16 protein-coding genes are annotated in these 16,949 nt (G+C 66.0%); 9 read left to right on the forward strand and 7 right to left on the reverse strand.

Annotated features, from left to right (window positions below):
- Positions 1 to 58 precede the first annotated feature (58 nt).
- Positions 59 to 451, reverse strand: coding sequence for an Imm10 family immunity protein (locus O3299_RS17840; protein WP_077408640.1), 393 nt, complete (start codon positions 449 to 451; stop codon positions 59 to 61).
- Positions 452 to 598: 147 nt separating this feature from the next.
- Between O3299_RS17840 and O3299_RS17845 the strand changes: the two genes are divergently transcribed.
- The 3 genes from O3299_RS17845 (at position 599) to O3299_RS17855 (ending at position 2,334) form a co-directional block, all read left to right on the forward strand.
- Entirely contained in the window at positions 599 to 1,015 is a 417-nt protein-coding gene (locus O3299_RS17845) for a GNAT family N-acetyltransferase (RefSeq protein WP_305062832.1), read from the forward strand.
- 7 nt (positions 1,016 to 1,022) lie between these two features.
- The gene (locus tag O3299_RS17850) at positions 1,023 to 1,769 is read left to right on the forward strand and encodes a M56 family metallopeptidase (protein ID WP_305062833.1); all 747 of its coding nucleotides are present in this window, start codon (positions 1,023 to 1,025) and stop codon (positions 1,767 to 1,769) included.
- 64 nt (positions 1,770 to 1,833) lie between these two features.
- A complete protein-coding gene (locus tag O3299_RS17855; RefSeq protein WP_305062834.1) occupies positions 1,834 to 2,334 on the forward strand; it encodes a hypothetical protein in 501 nt (166 codons plus the stop codon).
- Positions 2,335 to 2,337: 3 nt separating this feature from the next.
- Here O3299_RS17855 and O3299_RS17860 read toward each other — a convergent pair whose 3' ends face one another.
- Complete coding sequence (locus O3299_RS17860) at positions 2,338 to 3,144, reverse strand: class I SAM-dependent methyltransferase (protein WP_305062835.1); 807 nt, start codon at positions 3,142 to 3,144, stop codon at positions 2,338 to 2,340.
- Between the two features lie 297 nt (positions 3,145 to 3,441).
- Between O3299_RS17860 and O3299_RS17865 the strand changes: the two genes are divergently transcribed.
- The 4 genes from O3299_RS17865 (at position 3,442) to O3299_RS17880 (ending at position 9,896) form a co-directional block, all read left to right on the forward strand.
- Entirely contained in the window at positions 3,442 to 6,798 is a 3,357-nt protein-coding gene (locus O3299_RS17865) for an MHYT domain-containing protein (RefSeq protein WP_305062836.1), read from the forward strand.
- Positions 6,795 to 7,808: a two-component system response regulator gene (locus O3299_RS17870; protein WP_305062837.1), complete on the forward strand. Its 1,014-nt coding sequence runs from the start codon at positions 6,795 to 6,797 to the stop codon at positions 7,806 to 7,808. Before O3299_RS17865 ends, O3299_RS17870 begins: the two co-directional genes overlap by 4 nt.
- A gap of 312 nt (positions 7,809 to 8,120) precedes the next feature.
- Positions 8,121 to 8,957 carry a universal stress protein gene (locus tag O3299_RS17875; RefSeq protein ID WP_305062838.1) on the forward strand — a complete coding sequence of 279 codons (837 nt, stop codon included), beginning with the start codon at positions 8,121 to 8,123 and terminating at the stop codon, positions 8,955 to 8,957.
- Between the two features lie 69 nt (positions 8,958 to 9,026).
- Complete coding sequence (locus O3299_RS17880; RefSeq protein ID WP_305062839.1) at positions 9,027 to 9,896, forward strand: hypothetical protein; 870 nt, start codon at positions 9,027 to 9,029, stop codon at positions 9,894 to 9,896.
- 53 nt (positions 9,897 to 9,949) lie between these two features.
- On the opposite strand, the gene O3299_RS17885 is transcribed toward O3299_RS17880, so the two are convergent.
- The 4 genes from O3299_RS17885 to O3299_RS17900 form a co-directional block, all read right to left on the reverse strand.
- On the reverse strand, positions 9,950 to 12,268 hold the full coding sequence (locus O3299_RS17885; protein ID WP_099666388.1) for an NADP-dependent malic enzyme: 2,319 nt from the start codon (positions 12,266 to 12,268) through the stop codon (positions 9,950 to 9,952).
- Between the two features lie 192 nt (positions 12,269 to 12,460).
- Positions 12,461 to 12,829, reverse strand: a complete 369-nt coding sequence (locus O3299_RS17890; protein ID WP_289903341.1) for a hypothetical protein — start codon at positions 12,827 to 12,829, stop codon at positions 12,461 to 12,463.
- Positions 12,813 to 13,406, reverse strand: coding sequence for an SMI1/KNR4 family protein (locus tag O3299_RS17895; RefSeq protein WP_305054113.1), 594 nt, complete (start codon positions 13,404 to 13,406; stop codon positions 12,813 to 12,815). The genes O3299_RS17890 and O3299_RS17895 overlap by 17 nt, the downstream gene beginning before the upstream one ends.
- Before the next feature lie 40 nt (positions 13,407 to 13,446).
- Positions 13,447 to 14,634 (reverse strand): MFS transporter, encoded by a 1,188-nt coding sequence (locus O3299_RS17900; RefSeq protein ID WP_305054115.1) that lies wholly within the window; start codon positions 14,632 to 14,634, stop codon positions 13,447 to 13,449.
- 125 nt (positions 14,635 to 14,759) lie between these two features.
- Here O3299_RS17900 and O3299_RS17905 point away from each other — a divergent pair, with 125 nt between their 5' ends.
- On the forward strand, positions 14,760 to 15,281 hold the full coding sequence (locus O3299_RS17905; RefSeq protein ID WP_289903338.1) for a MarR family winged helix-turn-helix transcriptional regulator: 522 nt from the start codon (positions 14,760 to 14,762) through the stop codon (positions 15,279 to 15,281).
- 2 nt (positions 15,282 to 15,283) lie between these two features.
- Here the strand turns inward: O3299_RS17905 and O3299_RS17910 are convergent, their stop codons facing one another.
- Positions 15,284 to 15,877, reverse strand: coding sequence for a hypothetical protein (locus O3299_RS17910; RefSeq protein WP_099666385.1), 594 nt, complete (start codon positions 15,875 to 15,877; stop codon positions 15,284 to 15,286).
- Positions 15,878 to 15,965: 88 nt separating this feature from the next.
- Here O3299_RS17910 and thiL point away from each other — a divergent pair, with 88 nt between their 5' ends.
- Positions 15,966 to 16,946 (forward strand): thiamine-phosphate kinase, encoded by a 981-nt coding sequence (thiL, locus tag O3299_RS17915; RefSeq protein WP_305062840.1) that lies wholly within the window; start codon positions 15,966 to 15,968, stop codon positions 16,944 to 16,946.
- Positions 16,947 to 16,949 lie beyond the last annotated feature (3 nt).

Consider the following 16,949-nt stretch of genomic DNA (forward strand, 5'->3'; position numbering starts at 1 on the left):
CCAGTCCATATCCTCTATCCAGCATACCCGACATCATGGCCGGCGGCGTCCGCGCAGATCAACGTTCTTCGCGATAGTAGTCGCAGCCCTCGAACGTGGTGCGCAGCGCCTGCTGCAGCTGGGCGTAGCGCTCGGGCGTCAAGTTGAAACGCACGTCGATCTGGCCGTCGTCGTCCATCTGCATGGCGGCCTCGGCATCCATCTGCACGGACAAACGGTTCGGATGCAGAATCACGGCGTGCATGTGGCCGTACCAGGCAAATTCCTGGCCGCCATATTCGATGTAGGGCTCGTCCATGCCCATGGCCACGTCCTGCTCGTCATACTCGTCGGCGCGCTGCAGCATCAGGTAGACGGGCTCGCCTTTGCCGGCTGGCGCGGCCAGGGTGGTGATCAGGGCATCGTCTTCATTGATGACGGACAACTCGGTGGCGGTAAATCCTGCGGACATGGCGTGCTTTCAACAAATATGGGGATGGCGCCACCATAGCGCAAAAGCGGCACGGACGACATAGCGCGCGATGAATAAAGCCTGCCGTCACGGAAATCCATCGCCGCCTATAATTGCCGCTCCAAACTATTTCTACAGGAGACCGCCTTGACCGCAGCATCGCCCTACACCACCCGCCTGGCCATCCCTTCCATCGCCACCTACCAGCACCTGCGCGTCGCCGCCGGCCTGAGCGCGAAAACCACGGCTGCCGCGGCCAGGGGCTTGCCGAATTCCCTGTTTGCCGTGCAAGTGCTGCATGGCGACGAGGTGGTGGGCATGGGGCGCATCATCGGCGATGGCGGCTGTTTCTTCCAGGTCGTCGATATCGCCGTGCTGCCGGCCCACCAGGGCAAGGGATTGGGCAAGCTGATCATGCGCGAAATCCGCCAGTTCATCGATCGCGACGTGCCGGAAAGCGCGTATGTCAGCCTGATCGCCGATGGCCAGGCGCAAGACCTATACGCGCAGTTCGGTTTCAAGCACACGGCGCCCGCCTCCGTCGGCATGGCGCTGAAGCGCTAGGCGCCCGATGCCGGTCTGGTTGCTGTGCACCATGGCGCTGGCGCTGCTGTTGAGCGCCGCCGCCTGGCGCGCCGAGCGCGCGCGGCAAAGGCGCGGGCGCACGACACGCTGGCTGTGGCTGGCGGCCATCGCCGCGTCCGCCATCGTGCCCCTGGCATGGCTGCCCGGCGTGCTGGCGGCCATGCCCGCGGAGCAGGCGCAGCTGAAACTGGGCTGGTTCATGCTATCGAGCGGCATGCTGATGCTGCTGGCGCTGCGCAGCGTCTGGCTGCTGTCGCACCAGCGCCGTTGGCAAAAAGCCACCTTGCTGGGCACGCCCGTCTTCCTGAGCGGCGGCATCGGCCCCTGCGTGGCGGGGCTGCTGCGGCCGCGCATCGTGATGCCCGTCTGGCTGCGATTGATTTCGTCCCAGCAACAGGCACTGCTGCTGGCGCACGCCCAATGCCGGCTGGCCGCGCGCGACCCGCAGCTGCTGGCCGTGGCGTACGCCTTGATTATTCTCATGCCGTGGAATGTGCCCCTGTGGTGGCAGCTGCACCGGCTGCGCTTTGCCATCGAAGTCGATTGCGACGCGCGCATGCTGGCGCAGGGCCACGCGCGGCGCGACTATGCCATCGTGCTGCGCCAGCACGGCCAGTATTATTCGGGGCTGACGGGCGCCTCGCCCATCGTGCTGATCGACCCGCTAGCGCTGCGCCGGCGGCGCCGCCTGATGGCCAGATTTACCCGGGACCGGGCGGCGAACTTGCTATAGTAGCGGCAACGCCGCGCAACGCGCCTGCGCCACCGGCTTCCCCTTCAGAAATCAGAGAGATACCATGCTTTACCTGCTTGCCATCGTGATCGTCATCGCCCTGCTGTACTACGTCTTCAGCGGCCGCACGCCCGCCAAACCGCTGCACAAGCCGCTCATGTCGGTGCGCCAGTACGTGCCGGCGATTCCTGCGGGCGCACCCGCGCATCACTGGACCGATGAGGGGCGCTTTGCGTCGGAAGTGGAAAACGAATCGATGTACCAGCCCGCCATCGCCAGACTGGCCGGCGAGCATGGTCCCGGCAATGCGGAAGAGAAATGCCTGGCCCTGCTCGTCTGCGACGACGCCAACCCGTTCCAGGACAAGGCCATCGCCGTCTTCATCGACGGCCAGCTGGTCGGCTACCTGTCGCACAACGACGCGCTGCGCCTGCGCCGCAACCTGGGCCGCATGGACCTGGTGGGCCAGCTGACCTCGTGCGACGCCGTCATCCGCGGCGGCGGACTGTGGAATGGCAAGCGCCTGTCGTATGCCGTCTGGCTGGACTTGCAGCCCTACAACTAAAAGCTATCCCGCGCGCGCCAGCCTGACGGCGCGCGTGGCGATAAAGCTGGGCAGGTATTTTTCAATTTCAAAGCGCGGGTGGGGATGCATTTCCTCGTGGTAACCCGCCAGCACGAAGCCCGCCGCCAGCTGGCCGCCGATCTGGCTGTCCAGGCCGTGGCCAAAGATCAGTGCCTCGCCCCTTTCCATGCGCGCCGCCAGCGCAGCGGCATCCATATCCGCCACGTCCGAGTACGGCAGCACGAAACGGGGCCGTATCATGCCCTGCTTCGCCCATTGCGGGTCGCGGTCGCCGATGAACACGGCCGGGTTGAAGAAACTGCTCAACAGCACGCCACCGTCCGCCAGCACGCGCGCGCATTCGCGCCACACGGAGGCGATATCGGGCACGTACTGGTTCGACACGGGATGGACGATGACATCGAAACTGGCGTCAGCGAAGCAGGCCAGGTCGCGCATGTCGCCCTGCACGGTGGCCAGTTGCAAGCCGTCGCGCTCGGCCACCATGCGGTCTTGCGCCAGTTGCTGCTCAGACAGATCAAAGACGGTCACGTGCGCGCCGGCGGCCGCCAGCACGGGCGCCTGTTGCCCGCCGGCGCCGGCCAGGCACAGGATGCGCATGCCACGCACGTCATCCAGCCAGCCGGCCGGCAAGGGGCCGGGCGTCAGGTGGATGAGCCACTGTCCGGCGCGCGCCGCCGCGATGGTGGCGCTGTCGACGGGCTGCGACCAGGGACTGTTCCGGGCCGCCTGGGCATCCCAGGCTTGCTGATTATGCCGCAAGAAGTTGTTACCTAAAGGCATCGTCATCCTTTCAGAAAAAAGCAGGACGCGAATGTAGCATGACACAAGGCAAGGCGTCGCACTTTGCAAAAAAACCACACAATTCCTGATGGAAACTTCTTCGCCAGCACCGCCATTCCCTTGGTCCGGCGAGGCATACGCCCCACTTTTCCGCCTGCGCACGGCTTGCACGACAGAGAAAATAATTACAAATAAGATATTTGTTTCCAGAAATCTGGTAAGGTCATTTGCATCGGCCACCCGCAGCGATGGCCGGCCCCGATCCTGTTTTCAGCGCCACGACGCTCTCTTTGCCTGCCCACGATGATACCTGCCAGCGTCCAGCACCTGTTCCACCTTCCCGCCGATCCGGCCCAGCTGCATCACGGCCAGCATGCGCCGGGCCTGGTGCTGCTGTCGCTCGTGATCGCCATTTTCACGTCGTGGATGGCCTTCCAGATGACGGCGTACAGCCGCGCGCAGGCGAGCATCAGCCGCCGCTTGCACTTGCTGTGCCTGCTGGCCGGCAGCCTGGCGCTGGGCTGCGGCGTGTGGGCCATGCATTTCATCGGCATGCTGGCCTTCGAGCTGGGCACCAGCGTCGCCTACGATCCGGGCCTGACCTTGCTATCCATCGTGCCCAGCGTGGCGGCCTCGTTCGTGGCCCTGGCCACCATCAGCCGGCGCGCCGTCACGGCGCCGCTGCTGCTCAGGAGCGGCTTGCTGGTGGGCCTGGGCATCGGCGCCATGCATTACACGGGCATGCACGCCATGCGCATGGGCCTGTCGCTGCGCTACGAGCCGCTGCTGTTCGCGCTGTCGCTCGTCGTTGCCGTGGCGCTGGCCACCGTGGCCCTGTGGATACGCTTCGGCCTGCGCGGCTGGAGCGGCCGCGTGTCTGCCTCGCGGCGCACCTTGATCAGCGCCGGCGTCATGGGTTGCGCGATTGCCGGGATGCATTACATGGGCATGCAGGCCGCCCGCTTCGTGGGGACGATTCCCCCAGGCAATGATGCCGATGCCAACCGGCCCATGCTGGTGATCAGCGTGACCCTGCTGACCATCGCCCTGACGATCCTCGTCGCCTCGGCCGTGGGCATCTTGCGCTACCGCGAACTGTTTCGCCACCTGAACCAGAGCGAACACTGGACACGGTCGCTGTTGACGAGCACGGTCGACGGCGTCATCACCATCGACCGGCATGGCGACATCGTCGACTTCAACGGCGCCGCCGAGCGCATCCTCGGCTGGCGGGCGGCGGAAATTGTCGGCCGCCACGTCAGCCTGCTGGTCAGCGACGTGCGCCAGTCGGAACAGAACGGCCTGCTGCACTACCTGCGCACGGGCGAAGGCGAAGCGGTTCACACCAGCGAGGAAATCGTCTACCTGCGCAAGGATGGGGTCCCGGTCGCCGTGCAGCGCTCGATGGCCAGCGCGCGCCTGGCCGACCAGGATTTATATGTGCTGTTCATTACGGACATCAGCGAACGGCGCGCCATGCTGGCCGCCCTGCGCGAAAGCGAGCAGCAGTTGCGCTCGCTGATCGGCAATCTGCCCGGCATCGCCTTTCGCTGCACCACGGCGGAAAACCAGCCCATGCTGTTCATCAGCGACGGCGTGGAAGGGGTCACCGGCTATCCGCCCGCCGACTTTCTCGGCGCCGCGCCGCGCCGCACCATCACGGGCCTGATCGCCAGCGAAGAGCGCGCCTACGTCATCGACGTCTTCAACCGCAGCGTCGCCAGCGGCGAGCCCTACCTGCTCGAATACCGGCTGCTGCATGCCGACGGCACGGCGCGCTGGCTGTGGGAGCGGGGCACCGTCGTGCACGACGCGGCAGGCGCCGTACGCTGGGTCGACGGCGTCATCCTCGATATCAGCGAACGGCGGCAAATGGAGGAAGACTTGCGCATGGCCAAGGAAAAAGCGGAGCTGGCGGCCGCCACGCGGGCCAGCTTCGTCGCCAACATGAGCCATGAAATCCGCACGCCGATGAATTCCATCCTCGGTTTTACCGATGTGCTGCTCGACTCGCCGCTGGCGCCCGAGCAGCGGCGCCACCTCGATACCGTACGCCAGTCCGGCCGCTCGCTGTTGCGCCTGCTCAACGAAGTGCTCGATACTGCCAAGCTGGACAAGGGCGCCGTGGCGCTGGAATTGCGCGACTACAGCCTGCTGGCGCTGGTCGACGAACTGGCGTCCACGTATGGCATCCATGCGCGCGCCAAGGGTTTGCGCATGGAGGTGCAGTACGACCCGCAACTGCCGGCCCTGCTGCATGGCGACGAATTGCGCATGCGGCAAGTGCTGGGCAACCTGCTCGACAACGCCATCAAGTTCACGCCCGGCGGCGTCGTCAGCCTGGCGGCGCGCCGCGACGATGGCCAGCTGCACCTGCTGGTGCAGGACAGCGGCATCGGCATCCCCGCGGAACGGCGCGACGCCATTTTTGACCCGTTCGTGCAAGCGGACGCCTCGACCACGCGGCGCTTCGGCGGCACGGGCCTGGGCACCACCATCAGCCGGCAGCTGGTGACCCTGATGCAGGGGCGCATCTGGGCCGATGCCGCCTTGCCGCACGGTAGCGTGTTCCACGTCATGCTGCCCTTGCTGCCGGCGCGCCAGGCGGCGCTGCCCGCCAGCGAACGGCGCAGCGTGCGTCTGCCGCCCCTGCGCGTGCTGGCCGCCGACGACGTGCCGCAAAACCTGGAACTGCTGAGCTTACTGCTGGGCAAGCGTGGCCACACGGTGGTCACGGCCGGCGATGGCGCGCAAGCCTTGCAACTGGCGCAGCAGGATGACTTCGACGTGCTGCTGCTGGACTTGCAAATGCCGCACATGGATGGCCTGGCCGCCACGCAAGCCATCCGTGCCGCCGCCCTGCGCGACGGACGCCCGCGCGTGCCCGTGATCGCCATGACGGCCAGCGTGCTCGAGGCGCACCGCAAGGCGGCGCGGGCGGCCGGCATGGACGGTTTTGCCACCAAGCCCGTCGAATGGCAGGCGCTGGCGCTGGAAATCGCGCGCGTGCTGGGCCTGGCGGCGGACCCGGCCGACGATAGCCTCGCACCGCCGCCCGCTGGCGGACGGGTGCTGCACCATGCGGGCGCCCTGCAGCGCTGGGCCGGCAACGACAGCGCCTACCGCGCGGCGCTGGCCCGTTTCGGACGCGAGCATCCGCGCCTGCCGCCCGCCCTGCTGGCCGCCATCGAAGCGCGCGACCACGCGGCGCTCTTGTCGCACAGCCACCAACTGCGCGGCGTGGCCGCCAACCTGGGACTGGAGCAACTGGCCGCCAGCCTGGCGGCGCTGGAGCAATGCTGCGCCGGTCCCGGTGCTGCTCCCGCCACGGCGCAGCAGCTCGACGAAATCCTGGGCGCCCTGCTGACGCAATGGCCGGCGGCAACGGCCGCCATCGCCCGGCTGGCGCCGCCTGTCTTGCCGGCGGCAACGGCGGCGGCCATCGACGCACCTGCCGTCCGGCAAGCGGCCACTGCCCTGTTAAGCGCCTTGCGGCGCGGCGAACTCGATGACGCGGCGCAAGCCCAGTTGCAGCACGCCATGGGCGCGCAAGCGGACGAGCTGACGCCGCTGCTGCATGCCATCGACGACTTTGATTTTCCCCAAGCACAGTCGCTGCTGCACGACTTGCTGCACACCTACGCCCCGGAGTCCCCATGAATGCACCAGCCAGGCCCGTGATTCTCATCGTCGACGATGAGGCGGCCAATTTGCAATTGCTGCGCCAGATCTTGCAGAACGACTATGCGCTGCTGTTCGCCAAGGATGGCACGCGGGCGCTGGCACTGGCGCAGCAGGAGCGCCCGGCCCTGATCCTGCTCGACGTGATGATGCCCGGCATGAGCGGCCACGACGCCTGCCGCCAGCTGAAGGCCGCGCCGCTGACGGCCGCCATTCCCGTCATTTTCGTCACGGCCCTGAACGACATGCGCGACGAACTGAGCGGTTTTGAGGCGGGCGCCGTCGATTACATCACCAAGCCGCTCAGCCCCGCCATCGTGCGCGCCCGCGTGCGCACGCACCTGTCGCTGGTGCGCATCGATGAATTGAAGGAAACGCGGCTGCAGATCGTCCAGCGCCTGGGCCTGGCGGCCGAATACAAGGACAATGAAACAGGCTTGCACGTGATCCGCATGAGCCATTACGCACGCCTGCTGGGCGTGGCCGCCGGCATGGACGAGGCCGCCGCGGACGACCTGCTGCACGCGGCGCCCATGCACGACGTGGGCAAGATCGGCATCCCCGACCGCATCCTGCAAAAGCCGGGCAAGCTCGACGCGGACGAATGGAGCATCATGCAGACGCATGCGCGCATCGGCGGCGACATCATCGGCGAACATGCGGAAGGCGGCATGCTGGCGCTGGCGCGCGCCATCGCCGTGTCGCACCATGAAAAATGGGATGGCAGCGGTTACCCGAACGGCTTGGCAGGCGAAGCGATCCCGCTGGCGGGGCGCATCGTCGCCGTGGCCGACGTCTTCGACGCGCTGACCTCGGTGCGCCCGTACAAGCGCGCGTGGTCGGTGTCGGACGCCGTGGGCTATCTGCAAGCGCAACAAGGCAGCCATTTCGATGCGCGGCTGGTCGACCTGTTTGTCGGGGAATTGCCCGCCATCGACGCCATCCGGCTGCGCTGGGCAGAGAAAGCGGAACACCACGCGCCCGCTTGAAGAGTGAACTCCCGCCACGGCCAGCGTTGTTGCGTCACACAAGCAAGTGCCGGACAGATGGCGCCGGCGCCGATGCAGACCACTGGAGGGGCCAGGAGTTCAATGCCATTATGGCTGGCGCTGGGGCGGGCATTTTGATGCACATCAAACAGCTTGCACTTTCCTGGCTGCGCACTTGCAGATGGCCCTGGCCTCTCTTTTTTTGACTTACATCAAGCCCAGCATAGGAAAAGCCCCGGCCAGCACGGCAATGCTGGACTTGCCCGTGTTGCCGTTCTAGCCTTGTTGCCATCCTGACTACCGAATGACAACATGGCTTACAAATCCATCCTCGTCCACGCCGACCTGTCGCGCCATGCGCCGCAACGCATCGCCATCGCGGCGCGGCTGGCGCACGCGCACCAGGCGCACCTGATCGGCGCAGCCATGACGGGCATGTCGCGCTTTACCCTGGAAAACAACCGCGGCATGCGCGGCGGCGCCGTGGCGGCGCAGATTTCAGCCTTGCATGGGCAGGCGGAACAGGCGCTGGACCAGTTCGAGACGCTGGCGCGCCAGGCCGGCGCCGCCTCGCTCGAGCGCCGCCTGATCGAAGACGATGAGGATGGCGGCATGGCCGTCAGCGCCCGCTACAGCGATCTGACCGTGCTGAGCCAGCACGACGCCGGCGAAGCCTTGCCCGGCGCCATGAGCGACCTGGTGCCCTACGTGATGCTGAACGCGGCCCGTCCCGTGCTGATCGTGCCGCGCAGCGGCCAGTTCGCACAGGTGGACAACACGGTCGTGGTGGCCTGGGATGGCAGCATGGAAGCGACGCGCGCCATCGGCCACGCCCTGCCCCTCTTGCGCGCGGCGCGCCTGGTGGTGCTGGCCCTGCTGCACCCGCCGGTCGGCCACGCGCAGCCGGCGCGCCATCCGGGCGCCGACATCGCCGCCTACCTGAGCCGCCATGGCGTGCCCGTGGAAGTGCGCCCGGCCGTCGCCACGGGCGACATCGGCGCGGCGCTGCTGGCCATGGCCGCCGAAGTGCATGCGAACCTGCTGGTGATGGGCGGCTACGGCCACGCGCGCTTCCGCGAAATCCTGCTGGGCGGCGTGACGGAAACCGTGCTGCGCCAGATGACCTTGCCGGTGCTGATGGCGCACTGACACCAAGCGCGCTCCATGTCGTTGCACAATGGGTATACTTGCCTGTTTATCCATATCAAAGCAATGTACATGAACCAACAACTCCTCAATTGGGGCAATAGCCTGGTGCCGTTCGGCGGCGAACTGCTGTGGACCGCCCTGCCGTGGATGCTGCTGTGCAGCGCGGCCGGCTTCGTGCTGGCGCTCGGCATCTGCTACCAGCTGGCCAGAAAATGCCTGCTGGTGCGCCGTCCCCGCGCCTGGCATGTGGCCGCCAAGCTCAGCTATGTACTGATCCTGCTCGCGCTGCCGCTCCTCGGTGCCGGGTTTGGCGCCGTGCACAGCGTGCACCGCGTGGTCAACCAGGCCCTCGAGCGCGACTTGCAGCCCGTGGTCGAGGCGCAGATGCCGGCGCTGCGCGTCTACCTGGAACAGCAGGTCAAGCTGATCGCCCCGGGCCAGCCCATCAGCGTGCGCAGCCTGCTCGAACCGTTCGTGCAAGGCATGTATTACCAGCCCACGTCCGGCAGCTACTGGGAACGCAGCAAGGCGCGCTGGATCAATGAATTCATTCTGCGCCGCGGCAGCGTGCTGCTGACGCAGGTGCTGCAGGAACAGCTGATCGCCAGGGTCGGCCTGCTCGGCGAAGCGCTCAAGGGCGCCAACTTCCGTGGCCAGGCGACGGGCGAGCTGGCCGCGCTGGGCACGGATCTGGCCGTGCGCCTGACCACCGACGTGGCGCGCCATGCCGACTTCAGCAAACTCGACAAGTCAGTGCCGATGATTTTCATCGACGCCATCAAACGGCAAGCCGGCGCCTATTTCAATTCGCTCAAGATCACGCTGGGCCTGTTCGCGCTGGTGGCGCTGCTGCTGGTATGGGGCGAGATCATGCTGTACCGCCATTACTACCTGCGCCGCCATCCGCCCGCCGCGGCCCTGCCCGTGTCGCCCATGTAAAAAAAGCCGCGCCTCCTTGCGGATGGCGCGGCTTTCAGGCGGCAGCTAAACCCTTAGGCTTTGCGCTGCGCCACGGCGTCGACGACGCACAGGGCCGTCATGTTGACGATGCGGCGCACGGTGGCCGATGGCGTCAGGATGTGCACGGGCTTGGCGCAACCGAGCAGGATCGGACCGACGGCGATGCCGTTGCCGGCCGCCGTCTTCACCAGGTTGTAGGCGATGTTGGCCGATTCGATGTTCGGCATGACGAGCAGGTTGGCGTCGTTCTTCAGTGCCGAATTCGGCATGATTTTTTGACGCAGCTTGCTGTCGAGGGCCGTATCGCCGTGCATTTCGCCGTCGATTTCCAGGTCCGGCGCGCGTTCCTTGATGATGGCGAGCGCGGCGCGCATCTTTTGCGCCGAGGCGCTGTCGCTGGAACCGAAGTTCGAGTGCGACAGCAGGGCCGCGCGCGGCGACAGGCCGAAACGGGTCATCTCTTCGGCGGCCATGATGGTGATCTCGGCCAACTGGTCGGCGTCCGGGTTTTCATTGACGTGCGTGTCGACCATCACCAGCTGGCGTTCCGGCATGATCAGCACGTTCATGGCGGCGTAGACATTGCTGCCGGCGCGCTTGCCCAGCACCTGGTCGATGTATTTCAGGTGCAGCTGGGTGGTGCCGAAGGTGCCGCAGATCATGCCGTCGGCGTCGCCCTTGTGGATCATCATCGAACCGATCAGGGTGTGACGGCGGCGCATTTCCAGTTTAGCGTATTCCTCGGTGACGCCTTTGCGGCTCGTCATGGCGTAGTACGTATTCCAGTAATCGCGATAGCGCTCGTCGAAGTCCGGGTTGATGACGTCGAAGTCGACGCCTTGCTTGAGGCGCAGGCCGAACTTCTGGATGCGCGCTTCGAGTACCGGTGGGCGGCCGACCAGGATGGGACGCGCCAGTTTTTCATCGACCACCACTTGCACGGCGCGCAGCACGCGCTCTTCTTCGCCTTCGGCGTAGACGATGCGTTTGAGTTCGGCCGGCGTGGATTTGGCCATCAGGAACAGCGGCTTCATGAAGGTGCCGCTGCGGTAGACGAATTGCTGCAGGCTGTCCGCGTACGCTTGCAAGTCCTTGATCGGACGCGTGGCGACGCCGGAATCCTCGGCCGCCTTGGCCACCGCTGGCGCGATCTTGATCAGCAAACGGGGATCGAACGGCATCGGGATCAGGTATTCAGGACCGAACGACAGGTTGCTGATGCCGTAGGTGGTAGCCACAATGTCGGACTGCTCGGCATGCGCCAGGTCGGCGATCGCGTGCACGACGGCGATTTCCATCTCGCGCGTGATGGTGGTGGCGCCGCAATCGAGGGCGCCGCGGAAGATGTACGGGAAGCACAGCACGTTGTTGACCTGGTTCGGATAGTCCGAACGGCCCGTGGCGATGATGGCGTCGCTGCGCACGGCCTTGACTTCTTCCGGCAGGATTTCCGGATTCGGGTTGGCCAGCGCCAGGATCAGCGGGTTCGGCGCCATCTTCCGCACCATGTCTTGCTTCAGCACGCCGCCAGCGGAGACGCCGAGGAAGATGTCGGCGTCCGGGATGATCTCGGCCAGGGTGCGCAGCGGCGTGTCTTGCGCGAAGCGTTCCTTGTCCGGGTCCATCAGTTCTGTGCGGCCCTTGTAGACGACGCCGGCCAGGTCGGTGACGTAGATGTTTTTCAGGGGGAAGCCCAGGTCGACGATCAGGTCCAGGCAGGCCAGCGCCGCAGCGCCCGCGCCCGACACGACCAGCTTGCAATCCTCGATTTTCTTGCCGACGGCTTTCAAGCCGTTCAGGATGGCCGCGCCGACGATGATGGCGGTGCCGTGCTGGTCGTCATGGAAGACGGGAATCTTCATACGGTCGCGCAGCTGGCGCTCGATGTAGAAGCACTCGGGCGCCTTGATGTCTTCCAGGTTCACGCCGCCGAAGGTCGGTTCCAGCGAAGCGATGATATCGACCAGCTTGTCCGGGTCCATCTCGTTGATTTCGATGTCGAAGACGTCGATGCCGGCGAACTTCTTGAACAGCACGCCCTTGCCTTCCATCACCGGCTTGGCGGCCAGCGGACCGATATTGCCCAGGCCCAGCACGGCCGTGCCGTTGGTGATGACGGCCACCAGGTTGCCGCGCGCCGTATATTTATAGGCATTCGCCGGATCGATGACGATTTCTTCGCAGGGAGCGGCCACGCCTGGCGAGTAGGCCAGCGCCAGGTCGCGCTGGTTGGTCAGTTGTTTGGTCGGCGTCACGCTGATTTTGCCGGGGCGCGGGCACTCGTGATACTCGAGTGCGGCCAAGCGCAATTGTTGACGCAATTCTTCTTTTTTATCAGATGACGAATCCATGCTGTGCTGCCTTCCTGTTTGGTCGATCGGGTGTTCCGGATTTTATCAGACCGATTCTTTCAATTAGCTAGGTATTTTCCGCTAGCCACAGTCTGATATCACGAAAACGCATAACCTAGCATTGTAAGGCCGTGCGGCGGCACAAACGTCCTGAACAGGAAAAACTATCGAATTTTAGATTTCAATTAGTTTTTATGATGGAATGTCGGCGGCGCGCCACAGCGGCAGCGCGGCGACGGCGCGCTCGATATCGTCCATGTCGTCCGCGCCCAGGGTGCCGTCGAACGGCGCGGACAAAATGCGGCGCATCAGCGCCAGGCGCGTCGTCGCTTGCTGCGCGTCGATGAAGCGCGTCGTCTCCGCGCAATACTGCGCGCGGCGCAGGGCATCGGCGCCGTCATCGTCGCCGTCGGGATAATAATGGCGGCCGATGTGCTGCAGCGACTGCAGCAGGAATTCGATCTCGCGCAGGATGCGCAGCGCATCCTCGCCGGACAGCACGATGCGGCGGTTGGCGGGCAGCAGGGACGGCGGCGCGGCCCGGTTATTCAAAATTTTCATCGGTCAAGAAGGCATACTCGTCATCGATCAGCATCTGCAGATACGAGTCGAAGCTGTCGGCGATGACCAGGTAGCTGTCGGGATCGTGCAGGAAGCGCACCACCTGCCCCACATTGCCCGACGCCGTGGGCGTGAAATCGATATACAGCCGCGACGAGCCGCCATTGTTCATGCAATGCGAAAAACACAGGCGCTGGCCCTGCTTGATGCCGGCGTCGATGCGGGCGTCGACGATGCCGGGATCGTCGTCCAGATAATGGCCGTAGATGTCGGCGATGCTGCGCTGGTTCGCCTGCCCATCCTTGAGGATCTGCTCGACGGAGCTCAGGTAATACGGATACTCGAACACGTCCGAGCCCAGCATGTATACCAGCACCGTGCCGCCCGCATACTTCTGATAATAGGTGCCGTTGTACAGGCCCAGCAAGCGCAGCAGGCTATCCGGGCACAGCGGATACGTTTGGCGCAGGCTGGCCAGTTGCGCCGCGCTGGCGCCGCTGGCCAGCGCCAGCTCCGCCAGCGGCTCGGGCGGCATGGCCTGGCGCAAGCCTGCCAAATAATCGTCGACGATGTTCATGGGCGAAATATAGCAGCTGCCGGCACCCGGCAAGCGCACGCTAACGCGACGGTGCCAGATGAGCGCCGGGCGCGAAGCGCACGGCGATCAGCAACAAGACCACGACGCCGGCGGCCATCACCATCCATGCCTGGGCCAGGCTGGACGAATGCTGGCGGATCAGGCCGGCGATGAAGGGCATGCTGCTGGCGATGATGTAGCCGCCGCCCTGCACAAAGCCCAGCAGCGCGCCGGCGCCGGCCGGGTCCGTCACATGGTCCATGCTGACGATCAGCGACAGGGGAAACAAAGAGCCGATGCCGCAGCCCAGGAATATCACGGCGGGCAGCGCCAGTTGCGCGGGCGCCACGATCAGGCAAGCCAGGCCGGCCAGCACGGCCAGCAGGACGGACAGCAGCAGTATGCGGCGGTCGGGAAAGCGGTGGATGACGCTGGAAAGCACCAGTCCCGCCAGCACTTCCACCAGGGTCAGGCCGCCCAGCAGCAAGCCGCTGTCGGCCGCGCTCCAGCCCAGTTCCGTATAAAACGGCGGCAGCCAGGCCAGCACCAGCGTGTAGGCGCCCGTGCCGATGCCGAAAAACACCATCAGCAGCCAGGCGCGGCCACTGCCCACGGGCAGGCTGGCGCCGGCGCCGCCGGCCACGTCCACGCGCGAAGCCGATGCGCGGCGCCACAGCAGCGCGGCCGCCACGGCGGGCAGCGCCCACAGGGCCAGCAGCGCCTGCCACCCCAGCGACTGCGCCAGGGGCGAAGCGGAGGCGGCGGCAATGGCCGCGCCGCCCATGATGCCCGTCGTATAAAAGCCCATCAGCTGCCCTGCCCGCGCGGGGAAATGGCGCTTGATGAAGGCGGGCAGCAGCGCCTGCACCAGCGCGATGCCCAGGCCGCCCAAGGCCGCCGTGGCGATCAGGCCGCCGCTGCCGTGCAGGGGCCAGCGCAGCGCGCAGGCACAAGCGATGATGGCGATGCCGATGCCGATGCCGCGCGCCACGCCCAGGCGCCGCTGCAGCTGCGCGCCCAGCAAGGCGCACACGCCCATGGCGAACACGGGCACGGTGGTGAGCAAGCCCGCGTCAGCATTGCTGAGGCCCGTGCCGGCCTGGATGCTGTCCAGCAAGGGGCCGATGGCGGCCAGGATGGGCCGCAGGTTCAGGCCCAGCAGGATGATGGCGGCCACCACCAGGGCGGACGAGGGAAGCGGGGAAGAGACGGGGCGTTCGGATGGCATGGGAGAGTAGTCCTTGCCTCGCTGGGAGGCACATGGTTTAATGCGTCATATAAAATAACTCGATGAAAAGTATCTTAACATAAAGATAGAAATGTATCTTGATGTCGAGATAAATGGATGGCACCATGACAGATACCCCGCAAGAACACACGCGCGCGCAATTTGCCGCCGCACAATGGCAGCGCGAACTGCCGCAGATGGATACGAACGCCATGCAGCTGGTGGGCCAGCTGGGCACGGTGGCGCAGCTGATGGCGCGCGACTGGCTCAACCCCCTGTTTGCGGAACACGGCTTGCAGCCGGGCGAATTCGACGTGCTGGCCACCCTGCGCCGCTCGGGCGCGCCATATGCGCTGACGCCGACGGCCCTGTATGAGGCGGCCATGCTGTCCTCGGGCGGCATGACCAACCGCATCGACCGCCTGGAAGCGGCCGGCCTGATCGAACGCCAAAAGCATCCGACGGACCGGCGCGGCGTGCTGGTGGCCCTGACGCAAAGGGGATTGGAATTGATTGAAAGGCTGGTGCTGTTGCACGTGGACAACGAGCGCGCGATGCTCTCGGCTTTGAACTCGGACGAGCAGCGCCAGCTCGACCAGTTGCTGGCCAAGCTGCTGCACGGCATGGCGCAGGCGAAGAAAGTTTAAGTTTAGGAAAGCAGGCGCGCCAGCTCGCGCAGGGCCGCATGGCCGCGCCGGGCTTGGCGCTGCAATTCTTCCGGCGCACAGTGTCCATACAGGGCCTGGACGTGGCCCTCGCTGGCGGCGCGCAGGTCGAGTTCGCCCGCACCGGGATCGGGCAACTGCCCCTCGACCAGGGTCAGGAAATAATGGCGGGGCGCGCCATGCAGGTTGGTCGCGAACTGCAGCACCAGGCCGCTGTCGAACAGCAGCGCCCCGCTGTGGGCGCCACTTTCCAGCAGCAGCCGGAACGGCGGCAGGGGGCGCCGCGCCGCGCGCAGCACGCTGGCCAGGCGCACTTGATAGCCGAGCTCCAGCCCGTTCGCGTGCAAGCGGCCCTGCTGCAGATACACCTTGAACGAGGCCTGCACGGCGCGGCCGGCACGGCGGAACCAGCGTTCGTCCTCATACAGGCACAGCTGGCCGCCGTCGCACAGTTCATCAAAGCCGCGCGCCAGCAGTTCCGGCGCCGTAAACGTGTCCAGGCCGACGGCCTGCGGCTCGCGCAGCCAGCCGTCGTCAAGATACGACTGCAGCACGGTGTGGATATCGTGTAGGGGCATAGAAAAATGAACAAGGCTGGCAAAGACGGGCATTGTAGGCCAGCCTATAATAGTGGCGCCACACCCTTACTCAACCTGCAGACGAACCATGGCCCCACACGACGCGCTTTCCGAATTCGACCTGATCAAACAATATTTCGTGCGCCAGCGACCCGGCCGCGCCACCCTGGGCATCGGCGACGATTGCGCGCTGCTCACGCCCGGCGCGGGCAAGCAGATCGCCATCTCCTCGGACATGCTGGTCGAGGACCGGCACTTCTTTGCCGGCGCCGACGCGCGCATGCTGGGCCACAAAAGCCTGGCCGTGAATTTGTCCGACCTGGCCGCCATGGGCGCGCGTCCCGTCGCATTTACTTTGGCGCTGGCGCTGCCGCAGGCGGAACGCGCCTGGCTGGCCGGCTTTGCCGACGGTCTGTTCGCGCTGGCCGACGCCTTTGATTGCGAACTCATCGGCGGCGACACCACCAAGGGCCCCTTAAATATCTGCATCACCGTGTTTGGCGAACTGACGCCGGGCCAGGCCCTGCGCCGCAGCGCGGCCGTGGCGGGCGACGATATCTGGGTCAGCGGCACGATCGGCGACGCGCGCCTGGCGCTGGCCGGCTACCGCATGGAACAGGAGCTGGCGCCCGCCGACCTGCTGACAGCGGCCGCGCGCATGCACACGCCCACGCCCCGCGTGGCGCTGGGCTGCGCCCTGGCCGAGGCGGGCCTGGCGCATGCGGCCATCGACATCTCGGACGGCCTGGTGGGAGACCTGGGCCATATCTTGAAAGCGTCGCAAGTGGGCGCCACTCTCGACGTCGACGCCCTGCCGGCCGGCCCCGTGCTGGCGCGGCAAGCGGCCAGCGTGCGCCGCCGCTACACGGCCGCCGGCGGCGACGACTATGAACTGTGCTTCACGGCGCCGACATCGTCGCGCGACGCCATCGCCGCCCTGGCGGCAAGCTGCGGCACGCCCGTCACGCGCGTGGGCAACATCGAGGCGCAGGCAGGCCTGCGGCTGGTGGATGCAAGGGGGCAGCCGCTCGACCTGCGCTTATCGTCTTTCGACCACTTCAGCGACTAAGTT

It is taken from the genome of Janthinobacterium sp. SUN176 (genome assembly GCF_030587335.1).
In the GTDB taxonomy this organism is placed as follows: domain Bacteria; phylum Pseudomonadota; class Gammaproteobacteria; order Burkholderiales; family Burkholderiaceae_D; genus Janthinobacterium; species Janthinobacterium kumbetense.

Coding starts and splice junctions, on each gene's coding strand:
- O3299_RS17840 (WP_077408640.1), bottom strand. CDS start 451: ATGTCCGCAGGATTTACCGCCACCGAGTTGTCCGTCATCAATGAAGAC.
- O3299_RS17850 (WP_305062833.1), top strand. CDS start 1,023: ATGCCGGTCTGGTTGCTGTGCACCATGGCGCTGGCGCTGCTGTTGAGC.
- O3299_RS17855 (WP_305062834.1), top strand. CDS start 1,834: ATGCTTTACCTGCTTGCCATCGTGATCGTCATCGCCCTGCTGTACTAC.
- O3299_RS17860 (WP_305062835.1), bottom strand. CDS start 3,144: ATGACGATGCCTTTAGGTAACAACTTCTTGCGGCATAATCAGCAAGCC.
- O3299_RS17865 (WP_305062836.1), top strand. CDS start 3,442: ATGATACCTGCCAGCGTCCAGCACCTGTTCCACCTTCCCGCCGATCCG.
- O3299_RS17870 (WP_305062837.1), top strand. CDS start 6,795: ATGAATGCACCAGCCAGGCCCGTGATTCTCATCGTCGACGATGAGGCG.
- O3299_RS17875 (WP_305062838.1), top strand. CDS start 8,121: ATGGCTTACAAATCCATCCTCGTCCACGCCGACCTGTCGCGCCATGCG.
- O3299_RS17880 (WP_305062839.1), top strand. CDS start 9,027: ATGAACCAACAACTCCTCAATTGGGGCAATAGCCTGGTGCCGTTCGGC.
- O3299_RS17885 (WP_099666388.1), bottom strand. CDS start 12,268: ATGGATTCGTCATCTGATAAAAAAGAAGAATTGCGTCAACAATTGCGC.
- O3299_RS17890 (WP_289903341.1), bottom strand. CDS start 12,829: ATGAAAATTTTGAATAACCGGGCCGCGCCGCCGTCCCTGCTGCCCGCC.
- O3299_RS17895 (WP_305054113.1), bottom strand. CDS start 13,406: ATGAACATCGTCGACGATTATTTGGCAGGCTTGCGCCAGGCCATGCCG.
- O3299_RS17900 (WP_305054115.1), bottom strand. CDS start 14,634: ATGCCATCCGAACGCCCCGTCTCTTCCCCGCTTCCCTCGTCCGCCCTG.
- O3299_RS17905 (WP_289903338.1), top strand. CDS start 14,760: ATGACAGATACCCCGCAAGAACACACGCGCGCGCAATTTGCCGCCGCA.
- O3299_RS17910 (WP_099666385.1), bottom strand. CDS start 15,877: ATGCCCCTACACGATATCCACACCGTGCTGCAGTCGTATCTTGACGAC.
- thiL (WP_305062840.1), top strand. CDS start 15,966: ATGGCCCCACACGACGCGCTTTCCGAATTCGACCTGATCAAACAATAT.